The following is a 19129-nucleotide window of genomic DNA, read 5'->3' as shown; positions in this document are numbered from 1 at the left end:
GAGACGTCCCGTTTTGCCTACACTAAGGTAGAACGGGATTTATGTATAAAGGTGGTGATGAATTTGGCTGACACAGAAGAACAAAAACACTCTTTCACGAAAGAGATATTAACGGAGGTAGAGCAGTCTGGTATCCCAACCCCCGACTTGAAAGGGGGGAACCAATCAGGCTTTCAATCGCTCGTTAACCGTCTTGAAGAGATGAAGGACGAAATGCAGTCCCAAATGATTGCAACGTTAACCAAGGATTTGGAGACATTTTATCGTGGGGCCTTCAACGCAATGCAAGATCTGCCGGAAGCCGGTTCACAGGAGTTAGTGGACTCTATGAGCAACATGATGAAATATATCTCCTCAGGCGAAGCCAGAGGGTACTCACCTACTATGCTGAAGGAATCACTTGAGTCGTCACGTCAAATAGATGACCAGATGACCAGGGCAAATCACAATTTCGAGATCAGATCATCAGGTCAAACAGGTCAAACAGACGGGAACGTCAAGGAACTACAACGGATTGCATTGCAACATGGTATGGACCAGGAGGATGTGGGTCTCGCATATCGCATTGGTTCCCGCTCCTATGATAATCCTCAGGAAGCCACAGCTTTTGCTAAAGAAGTCGCCAAGTTGCGTTCGTTTGACAATGTGGATGTAGAGCAGACTGCTACGGGCTTGGAAGGTGTTTCTTCTGCTTGGGGAGTGAGTGGTTATGATCTATCTAAAGTGACGGACATGATGCTTAAGGCTGCAACTATCTCAGAGGTAAGCATTCAGGATCTGATCAAGACCCTGCAACAAACGGTGCCTGCATCGGGTGAACGTGAGGATGAAGCAACAAAAGAAGATGCTCTTGCCCGTCTCATAGCTACGTCTTCATTGTCTCTTCAGAAGAAAGGTCATTCAGGCCTGAGTGGTGGTTTAACCCAGGATCAGGCGTCAGTAGGCGCTCTTGTGGATCAACTTAAGACAACAGCTGACGAGAATAAAGCTTCCACGGTTCCGCGGACAGATACAAGAGACAACTTACAATTTCGTCAAAGCCAGTTCCGTACTGCGTTCCAAATCTCTACATATGAAGCCATGAAAGGGTTGAAAGAGGAGTTTTCTGGACTCCAGACCTATCTTATTTCATTCTTGCGATTAATTGGAGACCAATCCAGCGGAATTGCAGATCATATGGAACTGATTAATCGGATTATGGAAGAAGCAGGAGTTCAAGTAGCCTGGGACAAGTTCGCCGATGTGATGAACGACGGAGAACAGACACGTTATGGTAGGGGTGATACAGGTACAGGCAAGGGCGAAAGCTTAGGTGGCAACACTTCTAACTCAATCGGATTTGCTGATGTGCATCGTGCGGGTGTAACCCAGGAAAGGGCAAGACAGCAAAACCGTCTTCGTGCTCAAGGTACCCGTAAAGCAGAGACACAGACAAGGGCAACTGCCAAGCAAGAAGAAGTGCTCAAGCTACATACTAGACGAGATGAACAACAATCACTCTATAAGCAGGCAATCCAGGATGGTAATTCAGCAGCTTCCTCCTTTCACGAAGGAGAACGTGACCAAGCGGAGAAGGAAGCCAAAGCCAAAAGCAGGGAACTTCGTCTGTTGCGTGAGGAATTGGATTCACTCGATGAACAGATGGCGAAGACAAAACGGAGTCTTGAATTTCTAAGCCGTGAGTTGGATGAGAATGGTAAAGCGATCATGCAGCTTGAGCATCAAGCGAGAATATTGATGTTGGCGATGGATGATATGGATCTGGATGCAGTGGAGCTTCGAAATAAGTTGTATTTCCTGAATGCGGAGTTCCTTTATGGCTCAACCGATGTTCAGCGTTACGAATCGGAGATCCAGAAATTGCGCAAACAATCAATTCTGTTAAATGATGTGCTAGCCAAATTAAGAAGTGAAGTGAATGCTCTGAATTCCTCATTCAGACAGGGTTCAATGGATGCCGCAGCATACATCTCCAAATTGAAGGAGCTTGAACAGGCTCAATTGGCTACAATGATGAACTCTTCTGGAGGCTTCCTCGTGGTTCCAGGTACAGGTAGTGCCGGTGCCGGATCAGCTGCAAAAGATGATAAAGAAAAGGATGACTCGGCAAACAAAACCTTCGTGGCTCGTCATGAAGACCTGATTAAGGATGTCATGAAAGATGCGATAATCGATGAATTCAATCCGGGGGGCGATTCCAAAAAGGAAAATCAAAAGACCAAAAAAAGGGGTCTTCTTTCCAGATTTAAGGACATGAAAGAGACAGGCAATCGCAAAGCTTTTTTTGACAGCAATGCCCCGACTCGTGATGAAGGTGGAAATATTCTTCGAGATAGACAAGGTAATTTGATTACTCAGCGTGATATCAATGCGGAGCGTGCTGCACGTGGGATTAAAACACCGGGAAAACTTTCAAAATTAGTGAAATCCGGCTCAAGGTTGTTAAGACCTTTAAAAGTCGTACCAGGGCTTGGTGTTGCGATGGGCGCCATGGATGTAATTTCAGGCCTTGTTGATCCGCTTAGTAATATGGGCAAGTCTGACGCGGAGAAGCAGAATATTCGGGCAACGAACAAGGAAGAGCTGGCAAAACAGTTCAAAGATGTGGAGCAGTCATCTTTTATAGGAAAAGTGTGGAAAGGTTTTAACCTCGGGATGGATGCCGCTATATCCGGGACAATGAGTTCGATATTTGGGGACAATGCTACCAACAACAAGTTTGGTGATTACAAAGAAGGATTCAAGGCTTTATGGTCCGAAGATGGCGGAGATGCGGTCGAGAAAAAGCTGGCCAAAGAGTATAACTACGAGCAAGAGAAAAAAGATTCACAACTTCAAATGGACAAGGAGTCTGGAAAGGCGCCTGAGCAGAACACTCAACCACAAGTACAATATGTGCAGCCTCAGATTCAGTACATTCCTGGTGCTGGCGGAATGGGTACCATTGCTAACGGATATACACCTCAGCCGCAAAGCAATGGTATTGATGAAATGATCGCCAAGATTAATCGGCAGCTTAACAAATCGACAAGTGACAACGAAACGAATTATCAAGTCGCTCGATCCCGTCTGTTGATTAGCGGTGTCCGCGAGGATTCTGGCCAGATGCGCGCTTTGATGGAGAAATATTTGCAAGAAAATATCAAGTTCTTTGATAAGGCGATTGCTAGTTTGCAGAAAACGTACGACAAGATGGCTGAGGGCAAGGAAAAAGATGAACTCGGTCTGGAGATTAACGAGAAGAAGCAGCAAAAGGCACAATCAGAGCTTGAACTGAACGGTGTTAAAAACAGTAAAATTGACGAACTCAGACGCAAGATGAACGATCAACTTGAGCTGACACAGTTGGATTATGACAAACGAATGTACGATCTCTTGGCGGCCAATGGAGGTAAGGAAGATGCACCAGAATTGATTGCATTGAACAAATCCCGTGCATCTGAGCTGAACTCAAAAATGAGTTCGATCAAGCAAGATTGGAAGAATTTGCTGAATAGTGGATTATTTAAACCGGGCTCGGATGAATATATGGAGATTTTTAAACAAATCCAATCATTGGGTGTGGAACAGTCCAAAAATTTGGCCGAAATCAGCAAAAAAATGGATAAACCCATATCTACATTCAACATTCCAGCAGGACTTAAAGTCATGGATTACTTTGATTATATGACGACAAACAATACACATAAAAGTGTGATGGTTGGAGCGGGCGATGTCACGGTGCATGTGAATATCGACAATATGACAGGCAGCACAAAAGATGTGGAGAAACTGACGTCGTCACTGGATAAGACACTACGGCAGAACAATCCGGGTCTTGTAAACAGGATGGCGAGCAATGTCGGTGCAAGAATGGGGAGTAATTACCCCGTATCTTTTATTAGGTAAGGAGGGCTTCTGATATGTCTCAGCAAGACCCGTTTGGCTCAGTTAATGACCGGTATAAAAGAAAGTTGTATGTGGATACAGGCATGAAGTTTGAGCCTGTGATGGGTCGGATTATTGATCCCTACTCTTCACCTTCCCCCAATCCGCAAGTGAGGGAGATCAAAATGATTAATGCTCCCTCGCATTTTCATCAGATGGGCGTGTCTTCGTACAAGTCCATCATTAACATCCTGTTTAAAGACAAGCAATCCTATCATGACTACGCCATGTACGTAGGCTGGACGCACAAATTTTATGATGAGAAGGGCAATATTTATGTTGGTGTTGTAGAGTCCATCAAAGTAGACCCTATTTTCTATCATCAGGATACTATGGATAAAGATCAGAAGGGCTACAAGGTCGAATTGACTATGACCCTAATCAAGAAAGATGGATATGACCGCAAGAGTGCAGTACAGTTCCAGGATTTACAGACGACGGAAGGTAAGAATCACTGGGCAAGAGATTCCATTGAACGCATGGCTGATTTGGGACTTACTGTTGTAACAGAATTGGATGGTACACCAATTCTATACTTCAGGCCGGAAGATTTTATAACTAGAGCAGAGTTTGTTACTTTCCTGATGCGCACCAAACGTCTGCTGGAACGAACAATTCGAGAGTAGGGTGACCTACTCTCTTTTCTGTCTATTCTAAATATAGGGGGTGTTTATCATACGAAAATGGGTTGATGTAAACGAAGGGGACTGGTTCTATAACGATGTTATGGAAGCCACAAATATGGTTCTGGAAGATGGTGAAGTCTTTGTTGCCGGGATCAACTATAACAAGTTTGAGGAAGGCAAGCCTTTTGTATATGAGGAAATCAAGGGGCAAGCGGGGCAAACCTCATTTAGTCTGCCTCTTCTGATTAAGCCGACAGATAACAATCCACTGTATGTGTTTATTGATGGGGTTCAAACGATCTACGAAACGGCTGAAACCAATAGCAAGGGGTTAACCGATGTAGAGTTGTATACCGGTGTGAAAGCAGGTCAGGTGGTGTCCTTCTGTAGTTATGGAGAACCGTTGCTGGATAGTGATTGGAAAAGGCCACCCGTGTCCTGGACTGGAGATCTGCCCAGAGCTGCACTTAGTGCAGCGACGACCTATTTCTACGATCCATTCAGTCGTAATCATCAAGAATATTTGTATGCAGCAGGCCAACCGCTTCGCAGACTCAGTATTCCTTCCGAGGTATGGGCAGACACCATGGGAGATGCGGCAGCGGTAACCAAAATTGCAACAAAGGCAATTGGTTACCGGACAGATGTATATTGTGTCAGTCCTGGGGGATCAGTGTTTCTTCCCTTTAATCTGAACGGTGTCACTTGCAAGTTCAACTATTGGACGAAGAATAACGGTGGAGCATTCAAATTCAAGAGTGAAGACATCAAAGCAACAACACTCAAACCGGCATACAACAACTGTTTTTTTCCTAATGCGATTATACAGCGGGGAGAAGCCTTTCATCTGATTAACAAGCTACGCAAGGTGTTCTATGCCAGATTTACGGACAAGGAAGCGCCAACGACGGGGATTAATGAGCCTATTAAGGCATTTCAGGGACAACGGGTGTTTAGACTTAACGGCAATTATCCAGCAGGTAAAAATAAACTTAAAGTTACAGTGAAATTCAAAGAAGAGAAAAAAGATAAAGTCCAAGAAACTCCGCCTTATTCAGAAATTGACAACCATACGGTTGTCTTCAATCAACCTTTCTCAGAAGGCGACGAAGTGACTTTCTATTATCTCAAAGATGTGAGCGAGAGGTTCGCAGACGTCGGAAAAGATTCGGCCATTTATTATCAAACCAAGGGTGAGCGGGTAGAACAGTCCAAGGATGCTTTCTGGAAAATAGCTGTTTCGGAGATGGAAGATGAAACATTTGCCAATAATGACCCGCTGATTGCAGGCATCAATATCAAGAAAAAGCTGGATGGTGCAGCTGTGGTAACTAATATGGGCAGACCTGTAGGGGGTACAGAACCGGATGAGACATGGTTTTTGGGTAACTCTGCTATGACACGGGCTGAAGCCGTAGCTTTCTTGGACCGATTCATGAAGTGGACCATCGAGCGATTTAAGTAGGGGGAGATACAATATGATTCCAATTTCGGATGAGGTTATGAATGTGCTCTCTCAGCGTCTGAAGCTGGGGGAAGGAGCACTTCCCAATATTCGGGTCGAAGTTGACAGGCTGGCATTTATCCCGGGACGGACAGAAGAGTTCAGGCATATGGTTTCCGAGCAAGTACCCATCATCAGTACACAATCCGTTTGGGTGGATGAGTCGAGTAACGGAATATATAATGGTTCGACTCTAGCGAATACCCAAGAGATTTATTTTCCGGTCAAGGGTAAAACGATTGATAGCATTACAGTTACAGATAAATTTGGTGCAGCCAGAGATGGCGGCTCTCGAAGTCATCGAGGGATTGATCTGTTTGATGAAATGGGAACACCAATTTTGGCGGCTTGGGCTGGAAAGGTTGCACATACAGCTCGAAATAAAACAAAGGGCGCGGGTAATGCCGTAACGATCAGGCATGCCAATGGTTTACTCACAAAGTACTTTCATCTGAAAGAAATTCTCTGTTCGGTGGATGATCAAGTGGCACAGGGGGCAGTGATTGGTACTCTTGGTAATACAGGGGGGGTGTACACGAATGGCCACAAGGTTTCAGCTGCTGAACGTGCCGCGGGCAGAGGAAGACATCTGCATTTCGAGATTTGGGAAGGGGTTAGTCCAACATCCAAGACTGGGGAGGGAGGTAAGGCGGTCGATCCCCAATTATATCTGAGCGGAAAGCGTAAAATGCACGGAGATGCGGAAACAAAGTTTACTGATGTAGAGCCGGTTCAGGTCGAAGGATATCCAGGAGAGATTAAGCTGAATGAGAAGTTCGACAAACGCAACTGGCATGAAAAAAGCGTTTATACAACCGGTTTGAAATTTTCGGAGTATGCCAAGATTGAATCGGGTTGGACTTTGTTTGATTCGGGAGGCAAGTTGCTGTATACGTTTGATGGCAAAGCCGCCGTAGTTGAATTTGAGATCAACGTGACTAAACTGAGCATGCCTACTCAAGGACTTCTTAGTATTGGAATGGGAACTAATTTTAGTGAAGCGGAAGGGGATTCTTTCGCTGTGGTGATTGATGGTAAAACGTATGCCTATGTCAATAAGTTCAACGGGGCATATGACCTGACCAAACTAACGGAATTGAACAATATTGTAATCCCCGCAAAAGCCAAAAGCATCAAAATTAAGGTGACTTATGGGGGCAAACAAAATACCACTGTTCCACCCGGATCGGTTCCTGCTTCGAAGGCGAAATATAAAAAATTCGCCATTGATTATATTCGTATACAAGAGTTGTTGCCTGCTCCATTGAAGAATCAAAAGAGTGAAGAAGGACTTGATCCGTCCAAAGGCTATTATCAAACGAACAGCTATGAAGGTTTTGTCATGAACAATAGGCCAGAGTCGGATGTTATTCAGGTTGGATCTTTTGTCTATATGGATACGCAGGTTCTTCCCAATATCATTAGTGCCGAAATCGATGATCAGTTTGACTCTGAAGCCAGGGAAGCACGGCTGACCATCTCTAATCCCAGAGGATTCTTCTCCCCGGATTATAATCCTGCCCATTTTCCCGAGCTTGGGGGCGTGCCATCTCCATGGTCTTATTTTGCCAACGGATTCCATGTTGGGGTTCTGAGTGAAAACACACCGATACGTATCTACATGGGCTATGGTCAGCATATGATGCGGGTATTTACAGGACTGATTGACAAGGTGGACATCAATGGTGAGGGTTCCACGCTGGAGATCACAGCTCGAGATATGTATAAGCGCATTATCGAGAAAGTCATTTCGGAGAAAAAAGCTTATCCGGAGGTAGATGAGATTGATAATGTGCCAGATCCGGTGCCCCCTGCAGCAGTAGGGACGGACCGGACATCATCCATTATTCAGGCTGCCCAAGCTCAAGCTGCAGCCTATGGCGTACCGGATCACAAATTTTTGCTTGCGATATGCAAGCATGAGACCGTACTTGGCACACAAGGTATGGGCAGGGAGGAGAACGGCAGCTTTATTCTTGGATACGGAATCCCTAAAAAGGAATACGAAGGCATTCAGAAGCAGATGAAGCGCGGAGCAGAACGGATGTCCAAAGCACTGGCTTCCAGAGGGAAGAAAGTGACATCAAAGGCGGATGTACTTTATTTCCATAATGGAGGAGACATTGCTCCAATGACCTGGAGTGAAGATCGGGATAATTGGGTGAACAAGGTATGGACCTTTTATCAGGAGATGCTCGCAGACCCGGCAAGCTGGACCATTACAGCAACCTCCACTCCGGCAGTTACACCTACACCAGCTCAGCCAGTGGAACTTGAAAAGCCGGCCTGGGTCAAATCCACGGTTGTCCTAGATCTGGTTAAACATGCAGGTATGGTGGGTTGGAGGGCAACCAGTGAGGATCGCTCTTATCCTGACTATGTGATCGACGAGACCTATCTGATTGAGGTGAATCAGAAGACGGGCAGAGTCATTATTCCGGTACCGGGGCAGGAGGGTGAGTTTGAAGTCAAGGATGCAAGTACGGTGCTTACGCCCAATGGATGGCTTAATCCATTCATCGAGGAGTATGGAAAAACGTTTGAGCAATGGTCCGCCAAAGTTACAGAAGCCGTTCAGGAAATTATCTCGGAGATTCCGTATCGAAGCTACTGTGACCGTTATGGTACATACCGATTGGAGCGCTTGAATTATGACAAATCGGTCGTTGCGGAGTTTTCCGAGAACGACAATCTGATCTCCATTACCAAATCCACGGATTGGTCCAGAGGAAGAAGTCACATCGTTGTTATCGACTCAAATCAAAAACAGAGCAGTTTTGTGGACAAGGAGATTTTGCTCGAACTCAAAGGAGAGATCCGAACCATGGTGCTTGCAGTTCCTTGGGCCAAGACGGTTGAAGCCAAGAGACAGGTGGCAGAGCGAGCTTTTTTTGATATGAAACGTATGTGCCGTACGCTACAGGTATCTATTCCTGCGAATCCTGCTCTTGATCTGCTTGACAACGTTATCGTGACGGATAAAACGACTACCACCCGCGCCGTATACACGATTAAAAGTATCAAAACAAGCTATTCTGTGGATCGGGGCATGCTTCAGGTCATTGATATGATGTGGGCAAGAAAGGGAGTGATGGTGTAATGGCAGGCATTGTGAATGAAAATATTGTTTTTCCTGTGCTGGATCTGATCCACCGGGAATTACGCAAATATAGCAGTACTTCAAATTCGAACAGTTCTCCTCTTGAGGGGGAACCTTCCGTAACATTATATCGGGAACACATGCAGGACCCGGATAGAGTGACTGGAGCAGACCTCTTCTATGAATCCGAATGGAAGGTTTCGATCTGGATGAAGTTCGGCTCAGAGGAAGAGGAAGACTTTCCTTCCGGGGTGGGCTATTCCCACCCGGATTATGAATACTACAAGTATTTCAGGTTAACACAGGTGACCGCCCGCACATTTGATCCAAGTGGAGAGTCGATGTTCACCTACAATATTGGTCTAAATTATGATGACGAAGGACGCTTAACTGGAACGAGCGTAAATCGTATATAGCATTTAGGAGGTGGTTCCATGGCATTTAATGTTTCTTACATCGCGGGTGGCGTCATCGACAAAGTGCGCGAGCTGCCGTACCCACACTTCAGTAAAAAGACGATCCCATTCATACGGGGACAGATGTTGGACATTCCGGCGGCCAAGACCACCAAGTCCGATACGTTCACCTTGACGTATGACACGGAGTTCCTGAGCATTGCGTTTGCTGCGAGTCACTACTGTGTCGGCGATTACTGGGAACTGACGATCGGGACTGAAAAGGTGTGCCGCACCATTTATGCGAAGGAGCTTCCCGAGTCGGTATCCATGGGTAATAGTTTCGGAATTGTCTACCCGATTCCGGCGGGGACAACCATTAAGTTTGACTTCTTCAACGCGGTGGCTGAAGCCAAGTCGGTCTGGTACAACATCAAATTTTTGAGATAAGGAGGGTGACGATGGCACTGCAAAAACCGCAGACGAACTTTGCCGCCTTTATTGACGGAGAGTCGGAAGCACAAAATCTGATCAACACGTTGGCCGATGAGATTGTGAGTGCTGACATTCCCAGAGTAGAAGGCGGAATTGATGCAAATCGTTGGGAAAAAGTCTATGAGGCTGATGGAGCTGAATGGGTAACCTACAGCAAAAGTTATAACAAGGGAATTATCGGAATGTACGGGCATTCTGATGGGAATCAGTACGAAGTTTACAAAATTCCGGATTGGACCGAAGCGAAAAGCAATTCGGGCGATTCTGCCTTGGATGCTAATGGCTGCCTTTGGGAAGTAAGGCAAACCTATTTCGATGAAGCCATTGAAGGCATGGCCCAACCGGGAAGAGCAAACATAGGAACCACTTACGGTAACTATAAGACTGGACGTAAAATTCAGGTAGTTCAATTCACCTACCAAGATGTTCAAACCAATGAAAAAAAGTACGTTGATATTCCTGGTTGTTTAGTAACTGTTGTTGTGGATGATTCAGTTCCAGATGGGTATAGAGCATACCTGGTACGTCAAGTAATTGGAAATCTCGATGGAACAACAAAACCATCGAAGGAATGGAATCAGTTTGAGATTGTTACAGAGATGCCAACGGATTGGGCATATGCGATCAAGTTAGCTCCTAAAGGAAAATATCAATACAACTTTTCAAGAAAAGTCAATGATTATGCATACAGCCCCAACTGGATATGGGCAAACATTGTCGATAGTTTCTATGAACCTGTAAAGCAAATATACAAATTTGATGAATTGTATTATACAGCTGACGTTCTTAACTATGTACCTGCGAAGGTAGTTATTAAAGGGACCCCTACTGTACCCGCTGGAATTCAGGTTCGAGATTATTACGTCATGTTTGAGCAGCCTGCTCATGACTGGAATTATATCAATGTCTACTATGGTGAAGGTTTTGAAGGGAGACTCGCTCAAGGCAGCCAGAGCGCAACATATGATGGGATCTGTGATCCTGCAACCTTAGCGATTGGAAAGTCTCCTACAGTCATCGACCAGTTGAAGGCTCATTATATGTATTTAACATGGAATGATCCAACTGCTATCAAAACTTTCATCCCACCGTCCACGAAGTGGAAGTTGGACTACGACGGGAAAACAGAAATTGTCAGCCCGGCAGCTCGCTTTTTCCATGGGCGAGATTCTACAACGTCTTGGCTGCCTAACAAAAAACGCAGACCGGACTACCTGGTAGCCTATACGCTATCGGTAAACAATGATCGGGTTATCGTTGTTCTTGAAGGTGATCCTTCACCGAATATCCATAGCTATTATCGAAGTTTTGGATACATAGGCAAAATTGTTCCGTTCAATGACTTTGACCATGGGGGGAACTTCGGGGTTACGGTAGGTATGGGTGATTTGCGGACGGATATGACAGGTTATACGAAAAAAGATATTCTAACCGACCTTAATCCTGATCTGTACGCCAAATATGGTGAGTACACCTCAAATGGCATGGATTCCATGTCTATGTTGAAGACACGCAGTAATGTCCTGTTCCAACGTTATTATCCGGCCTTTATTTCGCATCTTCCCAATTACCCTTCTGTTGGTACGCTTCCTCCGGGGCTGTCCAAACTTGTTGTCGATACGGACGGTTTCCAAAAGTCCCTCTGGACAGGAAAGTATCACGCCAGTCCAATCTACCTTGTTCATCAGGCTGAGGGGTATCGGGGATACATGGATGGTGTGGTCGCGATTTACGATCATAACCTGGTCAATCGTGATGAATTAATCGTAGATACAGAGATTATGAAAGATAAATCTAACCCTTTTCTGGGTACATGGACAGAAGTTTATAAATTTTTCAGTATCAAGAGCCCGTTGAACCTGTTCAAGCATTCACCATCACCAGATGTCATCACCATTGCATTTTTGAAAGAGATAAAATAAGGAGGACTACTACACAATGGCAAACTTTAAATATGTAGAGACAATCACCACTTCCCAGGACTTGTTGACAAAACTGAAAGAGGAAGTTACGGGCTTTAAGAGCTTCCCTTTTGAGTCAACTGCGAGTGAGACCCAGGAACAAAATCTGTGGGAAGTATTCTATGAGGAAAAAGACAGCAACGATCGCGTTCAGGAACTCATCCTTCGTGGAGTTATGACGATTGGTACTCAAACAACTCCAATCACCAAAAAATTCTATGTTAGCTTCATCAATCACGCTTTGGTACCGCGAGTTGTTGCACCTGTTCCGGCTTATGAAGAGCATAGTACGCTAACTGTACAGTTGCTTGAAGGACTCGAGGGCAGTGAGCCAACTACATTACCGGTTACAACCCGACCTACCTTCAAGCTGACAGGTCATCCGGTACTTTACCAATGGGCATTGGAAAACTATACACCAACGGATCGGAATAAAGAGAAACCCGTATATATGTATGTCAATGTCATGAACAACCGCTTGGCAATGGTGCTTGTTGCAGACCCTGCGGTGAACTTCCTTGATTACAAAAAATCCTTCTTGTATGCAGGTGCCTTGAAACCGTTCAAATACAACCTGAATGATGTAGACGGGAACGTGATGCTGACAGCCGGTGCCGTGATTGAGGAACCCGATATTTCTCAGATTGCCAAAACAGGAACATACTATTATGGTCAATATACTTCTGCAGGTAACAACACACTTCAGATGCTGAAAACCAAATCAGGTATTGAATTCCAGCAGCATTACCCTTCCTTTATTACACAAGCTCCACCAAAAGGTAAAGCTTATCTTGATCCGGAATTGGGGGATACAGGTCTGGAATTGGAGCCACAAGGCTTCCAGGCATCGAAGTGGACTTCCAAATATCACTTGTCTCCAATCTATGTGGTCCACCCTTATGAGGGCTACCGCGGTCAATTCGATAACTGCATCGCAGTTACGAAGCATAATATTCTTCACCTCGATGAGTTAATCATTGATGTGGAAGGGAAGTCTTGGAACCAAGAAGTGTATCGTTACTTCGATACAGATACGGCACAGAACTTTATGAATCTTTCTGCCAACCAACGCATGGGCGTGGCCATTCTGAAGGAAGTACGCTACTTGTAAGTTGAACTGAATGAAAGCTGAATCGTATAGATTCAGTGAGAGGGAACTTTCTGAGACTCCACTCAGGGGTTCCCTTTTTTTCATTGGAAGGGGGCAGTGACGTGAGTCAAGTAGTTAACCAGTACGATTTTACCGTAATAGATTATACGACAACTCAGTACGGCTACCTGTTCACTGTTGGAACTACAGGAAGCAGGCCTGAGGAATATCGATTTATATATATGCCTTACAGCCGTTATCCAAGTGTCCTGATGCTTGATTTCTATATGGCAAGATCGATTTCTCACGGGTTCAATCATCAACTTGTGGAAGCGATTCGCAAGGATCTTGAAGGAGAAGAACGGTTTATTGTGCTGGCTGATGCCAAACAGGGTAAAGAAGGCATTCTACCTAGCTCGTCAGAAGGATCGGGCTCTACCACTAAGCAAGGCAATATTATGGATTTTTCATTTGAAATGGAGAGATCTGCGTTAATTGAAGCTTTGGAGATGGATCATCGGCAAGAAGGTCATAGACTAAATGATGAGAAAGCATCAGCCGTCGATGAAGACATGACAGAAGGCTGGCGGGTGGATAACGACAAAGAGCTGAAGATTGTGCGAAATTTGGGTCTTACACGTAACTTTGTTAAGAATCTGGACAAGCTAGAGCCCGGCAAAATCAGTTTCAGGGTCAGCGATTTTGGGATGATTGCGGACTATGCAGATAGCGCAGCGGAAGACAGTCAATCTGAATTGGTGATTAAGCAATTAGTGCACTCCGTCAGAAATGATAAACCGGATATGGATGTGGCAGAGGTTTTCGAGGAAGTGAAGAAGATTATCGGACGATCAACGGAGAACAATTTTCTGTTGCAAGCACTCCAAGATAATCTTAGGACTACAGTACTCGGAGAAAGTATTCAGTCTCAGAAGGTAAGCAGACAAGATGTAGAACTGCTGTATCAGGACCTGCTCGGGTCAAGGGAGAGCGATAAGGAGACATATACCGAGGAAGCTACCATTATCGGGGCGAGGATTTACAATGACCAGCAGTTATCTATTTTTTCAGAAATGTCTACAGCTTTTATTCGCCGATTTCAGGAAATAAAGTATATGCATATTGATCGGACGAGCCCTCAAGGTACCAGAGTGTATAACACTTCCCAACTGGCTCTCATGCGAACGCTGGGTGGTGCTGTACGAGAGACTACATTTAGTGGTATGACAACGGGGAAAATTGCTCAAGCGTTCAGGGACATTGAAGAGAGTATGTTCCTGTCACAATTGAATCAAGCTACTCGCGACATTGAGTATGAGATGATGACTCATGAGAATGTGCTGGCCAAACTGAAGGAGCGTCAGTACCCCACAGTTCTCCATACGGATATAAGAGGTGTACGCCAAGTCGATAAGAGACTGCACCTTCAAGATGATCTTGTTCAAAGCAGCCGTGATCGATATCGATCCGAGCTAGTACTTCGTCCAAGTGAGATTCTCTGGCATCCCATGCAAGCTCACAGAATTATAGACAAACATCCTTCAACTATAGAATCGGACATTATTTTAGCCAAAAGGGATATAGAGTCAATTACCGATGTGGAAAGGCATTTTCCATGGGCTGTTCGAGATCATGCTGAAGAGATGAACATCATGAATGATCTGACTACGGCTCAGAGAGTTTATCTGGAGAGAATGTATATTGAATATGAGCGTCCTGATGCTCGACGGATTTATGTGGTGCAAAGTACTGTTGATCGTGATGCTGACCAGGCTTACCGCGAAAGTACAGAGTATAGTTTCGTTTTCAGAGATCTGCAAGAAAGCAGACGGATCAGCAAAATCCCAGGGTATGTAGAAAGGGAAAGTACACTAGGTAAACGAGTATCCGTAGAGGCTCTTGAATTACTTAGCCATCTTTCTCTAGGTGAGAGGCAGAGTAAGTTCGAAACCTATATTGAGGAAAGATTTCATACTGCAAAATTAGAAAACAGGAAACTTTTCATTCCCAACATTGAGGAAAGTGCAGACAGAAAAAAATCCTTTAATGGCTATACGACAGAATTAACAACGGCAGAGAGAGCGCTGGCCCATGATTTATGGTTACCTGAGTTTGAGGAGCATCTGGCTGAGAAAGAAATGATACGTCCTTCCCTGCTCGAAAATTTAAAAACGTTTGAAAAGAACGGTAATCAGAAGCAATTGCATCTAACAGATAAACCTCTTGTATCGCACCGAGATCGTAAGAAGATGGATATGGATGCCATTCTTCGGTCTATTCGAGATATAGGTCGGCCGACCATGATTCGAGACGAACTCTTGGACAAATTGGTTGGTGGAGGCTGGTTGGGGAATAAAGCGTACCCTGGATATCTGGACGAGGAATTCATCGTTGGGGAGATCTTGCAGAACAGTCCTGCTGTCATTCTGGAAATGATGATGGAGGCTGTGAATGATGATCGTGCTTCTAGTTACTTTGACGAAAACTTCCTGGTTGGGGTTAGGGAACGTGTAGATGCGTTAATCGACTCTGGGATCTTGACAGCTGACAGAGAAGGAGCAAGGTCAGGTATTATTTCTTTTAATTTCGAAGGTGCGAAAGAATCTCGGACTGGTATTATTGGGACGGAACTTGCAGAAGCATCCAAAGATTTGGGTGAAACAATACTTGAAGATGAATCCATATCGGCTGAAATGAACAGACGTAGGTCCACTTTAGAGGCAGACGGTTTCGAGGGAGTAAAGGTGAAGGAGAATCTCCATGGCGAAATTACGGAAGTAATTTATGGGGCAGATTTTAATACAAGGCCGGCTATTATTGAGGCTGAAGATCCATTAGGATACCTCATTCCAGGCGGAGGATTATTTCCAGACGACCCGGCGTATCAGGGTAGTGAGGTTGAACGTAAAGGACAAGCCTCTGCCGAGTATACGGCAGGAGCGAAATTTGAACGTGATGGAGCAGTTCTTGATCATGGTGTCATGGGTTCCAGCGGAAATCGTGAAAGTGTACTTCATACTGAATTCAATATGGGTGGAGCTTCCCGCGACCGCTATGGAACCATCAATGAAGAATACACACTGGGTGGCACGAACTTGCGCCAGATGCTTTTAAACACAGAATATCTCATTGGAACGCCAAAGCTTCGTGAGGGATATTCGAAAGAACATGAGGTTATGGGAACAAGTCCAACAAGAGAAGCTCTATTTACTGATGAGTACTCCATAGGTACAGCCAAGATTAGACAGTTGTATTTTAATGAGAGTTATTCTATTGGAATGATTGAATCACGTCAAGCAGCTATTGATATAGATTACTCTCTGGCTACATTGATATGGAGACCGTCTTTGCTTAGCAAGGATTATTCCATTAGCAGCGTAAAACCTCGAGATGGAGAAGCAGAGATTAGAAATACACTCGGTTCCTCGTGGGCAAGGGAAAGTGCGATGGATATGGAGTTTAATGCAGGAATGCGCCAAACTTGGGAATCGAATTTGGGAAGTGTCGCTCCTATTGGGAACCGGGGAGATCAGTATGGTTTGGTGCAAAATGAGTTATCTCTGGCATTTACAGAAATGAAACCAGCTGACCTTGATGATATCCTGTTGGCTGATTCAATCACACGCAAGGGCCAATTGAGCGTTGAAATCATTTCGGATAACATGAACAGATTTTCCTTCATGCTTGAAGAAAATTATTCCACAAGAATCATGAAAGAAGCATCAATCCATGAGGTAGAGAGTGAAGTGGTCAAATTACGCTTCAGTCAATTGGATGATGAGGCTATGTATGGTGGCAAAGGTATTAGGGATGCGGACTTCATTGAACTGATTTATGAATCGATAAAGGGTAAAAAGGATTCGACACTGGAAGATATCCTAATTATAGGATCAAAGGGTACACGTATGGCCTTAATTGAGGAGTCCCTACTTTCCATTCATCTGCATAGAGATGCTATAAATTTCGAAAATGATGTTATCTTCGCTAGCAAGAATACTCAGGATTCTTACCTTCATGAGACAACAGAGAGTGTTCTAGAAAAGATTGCTAATCTTGAAGAACAACTGGTAGCGGACAAACCACAATATGGTTATCTTGATCCTGTATTGCAACTGGGCGGTACAAATCTGAAGTATGGTGATGTCCCAGTGGAATCCGTGGGGGGCACGGGACTTAGCTATGGAGATATACCTATAGAAATAGTTGGCGGAACGAATTTGAAACACGGAGATGTTCCGGTTGAGATTGTAGGTGGGACAAACCTGAAGTATGGAGCGTTTGAGAATTTGCTCTCAGCAGATAAGCCCCAGTATGGCAATATGGAAGAGAATCTGTTGGCCGACAAACCGCAATATGGATATTTGGAAGAAAATATTTTCGGAATGAAAAATGTTAAAGATTCATTTCTTCATTCACAGCTTCTCGGTTTGAAGTACGGTAAAGAAGCTGACTTGATCCAAACTATTGATTTAAATAAAGAGGGTAGATCAGCATTCCAGGATGACAACCTTTTCGGGAGGAAAGGTGAACGATGGGCATATACCCATGAGACGGTCGATGATGTAATGAAACTGCGAAATGGATCGCTGGATCAGGACATGTTTTACGGAAACAAAGAGCTAAGAGAATCCATTTTGGAGATGGAACTTGTTGCATTCCAATATAAGCAACAGGACCTAATCCAAAGCGAATATGCTTATCTTAAAACGAGAGATGGTCACATTGAGGAGGATTCGTTCATCAGTTCCAGAATTTCTTATGAGGCTTATAACCATCAATTGGATTCTGGGATGAGCCTGTTAAGAAGCACGACTCTCGATTGGGAGCATGTCACAGCAGGGAAAGTTGATCGACATGGTCATTCACATGAGGTGGAAAGTGGAGCTACAGATCAACGAGCCGGAGATCAATTCGATGGTATCTATGGGATGACACTTCAAAGGTTTGCTTTCTCAGATGACGAGGTAAGTTATGGACATAGTTCTCCATATACAAGCTACATTGTTAATGACGGCGAGACTTTTGGCAGCAAGTTAATAGACCCAGGTTATCTTAGTAAGAATGATTTTGAAGGGATAACTGAGGAACGTGAAACTAGCATAGAGAGAGAGTTACCGGCAGGAATAGCCAATGCCAGACTATCTGAAATTGAGGATCCTGATCGGCTTATGGCTTCATTTGAGGAACGTTGTTCTCAAGTCATCACAGGTTTTATTTTCGCTGAAAGGCCTGAGAAAAGAGCAGAATATTTGGAACAGTTACACGCGTTTCTACCTGAGAGAACAACTCATCTAATGGAGATTTATCATGAAGCCAAGATGGAACCCCGTAATAGCTTCACACTGACTGATCATCCGGTGGCGCATCGTGAATCCACTGATGCTTACATACCGATGATGGATACGATGGCACAGGGACTTATATTCGATTACTCAGATGATTTGCTGGATATGGGGATGGACCCTCAAGATTGGGAGGGAGGTTTGGGCGTTCCAGAGGACTATGATCCGAATGATCCGTTCAATGTGTACTATCCTTACTCCAAGGATATGGATGCGCTGGAGCTCTCCCAGTCTGATGACTGGAACAAATTCGGTAAGGGCGATTGGGATCGGGACCGATTGATTGGAAAGTTTTATTCCAAAGAGGATACGAAGGACATCAGTGGATGGTATCGTAATAACTTTCTGGCAGAGACCTACAAGTTCTCCGTTGACTTCAAGGTTGATACGGACACGGATGGTGACGGTGCAGGAATTATATTCAAATACTTTGATGAAAATAATTATTGGATGTTTATGGTTCACGGAGGAGACAGTGATAACAGCCTGGATATGAGAACACCGATGCAGCTATATAAAATCGTTGCTGGCAATCCAACTGCAGTAGGTTCTCCGATGCAACCCTTTAAGTGGGAGAAGAATAAATGGTATACATTATCCGTATCAGTCATGGAAAACAAGCTCCAGATCTACACGGATTCGAAATTACAATATGATCTTACGGGCACCGATTAACTCGGTGCTCTTTT

General features: G+C 44.5%; 9 protein-coding genes. All 9 read left to right on the top strand.

The window, feature by feature from the left end; genetic code table 11:
* Positions 1 to 63 precede the first annotated feature (63 nt).
* The 9 genes from BUA17_RS24040 (at position 64) to BUA17_RS24000 (ending at position 19115) form a co-directional block, all read left to right on the top strand.
* Positions 64 to 3888 carry a phage tail tape measure protein gene (locus BUA17_RS24040; RefSeq protein WP_072735269.1) on the top strand — a complete coding sequence of 1275 codons (3825 nt, stop codon included), beginning with the start codon at positions 64 to 66 and terminating at the stop codon, positions 3886 to 3888.
* A 14-nt stretch (positions 3889 to 3902) separates the two neighbouring features.
* Complete coding sequence (locus BUA17_RS24035; RefSeq protein ID WP_072735268.1) at positions 3903 to 4553, top strand: S-layer homology domain-containing protein; 651 nt, start codon at positions 3903 to 3905, stop codon at positions 4551 to 4553.
* Positions 4554 to 4668: 115 nt separating this feature from the next.
* Positions 4669 to 6018: a hypothetical protein gene (locus tag BUA17_RS24030; RefSeq protein WP_079694076.1), complete on the top strand. Its 1350-nt coding sequence runs from the start codon at positions 4669 to 4671 to the stop codon at positions 6016 to 6018.
* Positions 6019 to 6031: 13 nt separating this feature from the next.
* A complete protein-coding gene (locus BUA17_RS24025) occupies positions 6032 to 9157 on the top strand; it encodes a M23 family metallopeptidase (RefSeq protein WP_072735266.1) in 3126 nt (1041 codons plus the stop codon).
* On the top strand, positions 9157 to 9573 hold the full coding sequence (locus BUA17_RS24020) for a hypothetical protein (RefSeq protein WP_072735265.1): 417 nt from the start codon (positions 9157 to 9159) through the stop codon (positions 9571 to 9573). The genes BUA17_RS24025 and BUA17_RS24020 overlap by 1 nt, the downstream gene beginning before the upstream one ends.
* 18 nt (positions 9574 to 9591) lie before the next feature.
* Complete coding sequence (locus BUA17_RS24015; RefSeq protein ID WP_072735264.1) at positions 9592 to 10002, top strand: hypothetical protein; 411 nt, start codon at positions 9592 to 9594, stop codon at positions 10000 to 10002.
* An 11-nt stretch (positions 10003 to 10013) separates the two neighbouring features.
* Positions 10014 to 11969 carry a hypothetical protein gene (locus tag BUA17_RS24010; RefSeq protein WP_072735263.1) on the top strand — a complete coding sequence of 652 codons (1956 nt, stop codon included), beginning with the start codon at positions 10014 to 10016 and terminating at the stop codon, positions 11967 to 11969.
* Between the two features lie 16 nt (positions 11970 to 11985).
* A complete protein-coding gene (locus BUA17_RS24005) occupies positions 11986 to 13119 on the top strand; it encodes a hypothetical protein (protein ID WP_072735262.1) in 1134 nt (377 codons plus the stop codon).
* A gap of 101 nt (positions 13120 to 13220) precedes the next feature.
* Positions 13221 to 19115 (top strand): hypothetical protein, encoded by a 5895-nt coding sequence (locus BUA17_RS24000; protein ID WP_072735261.1) that lies wholly within the window; start codon positions 13221 to 13223, stop codon positions 19113 to 19115.
* The last annotated feature ends 14 nt before the right edge of the window (positions 19116 to 19129 follow it).

The organism is Paenibacillus sp. ov031 (assembly GCF_900143165.1).
GTDB lineage: Bacteria > Bacillota > Bacilli > Paenibacillales > Paenibacillaceae > Paenibacillus > Paenibacillus marchantiae.
The sequence above is the reverse complement of the archived record's forward strand: the minus strand, read 5'-3'. Positions and strand labels throughout refer to the sequence as shown.

Excerpts from the sequence above, each read along its gene's own strand:
- BUA17_RS24035 (WP_072735268.1), top strand. The coding sequence starts at position 3,903 with ATGTCTCAGCAAGACCCGTTTGGCTCAGTTAATGACCGGTATAAAAGA.
- BUA17_RS24030 (WP_079694076.1), top strand. The coding sequence starts at position 4,669 with ATGGTTCTGGAAGATGGTGAAGTCTTTGTTGCCGGGATCAACTATAAC.
- BUA17_RS24025 (WP_072735266.1), top strand. The coding sequence starts at position 6,032 with ATGATTCCAATTTCGGATGAGGTTATGAATGTGCTCTCTCAGCGTCTG.
- BUA17_RS24020 (WP_072735265.1), top strand. The coding sequence starts at position 9,157 with ATGGCAGGCATTGTGAATGAAAATATTGTTTTTCCTGTGCTGGATCTG.
- BUA17_RS24015 (WP_072735264.1), top strand. The coding sequence starts at position 9,592 with ATGGCATTTAATGTTTCTTACATCGCGGGTGGCGTCATCGACAAAGTG.
- BUA17_RS24010 (WP_072735263.1), top strand. The coding sequence starts at position 10,014 with ATGGCACTGCAAAAACCGCAGACGAACTTTGCCGCCTTTATTGACGGA.
- BUA17_RS24005 (WP_072735262.1), top strand. The coding sequence starts at position 11,986 with ATGGCAAACTTTAAATATGTAGAGACAATCACCACTTCCCAGGACTTG.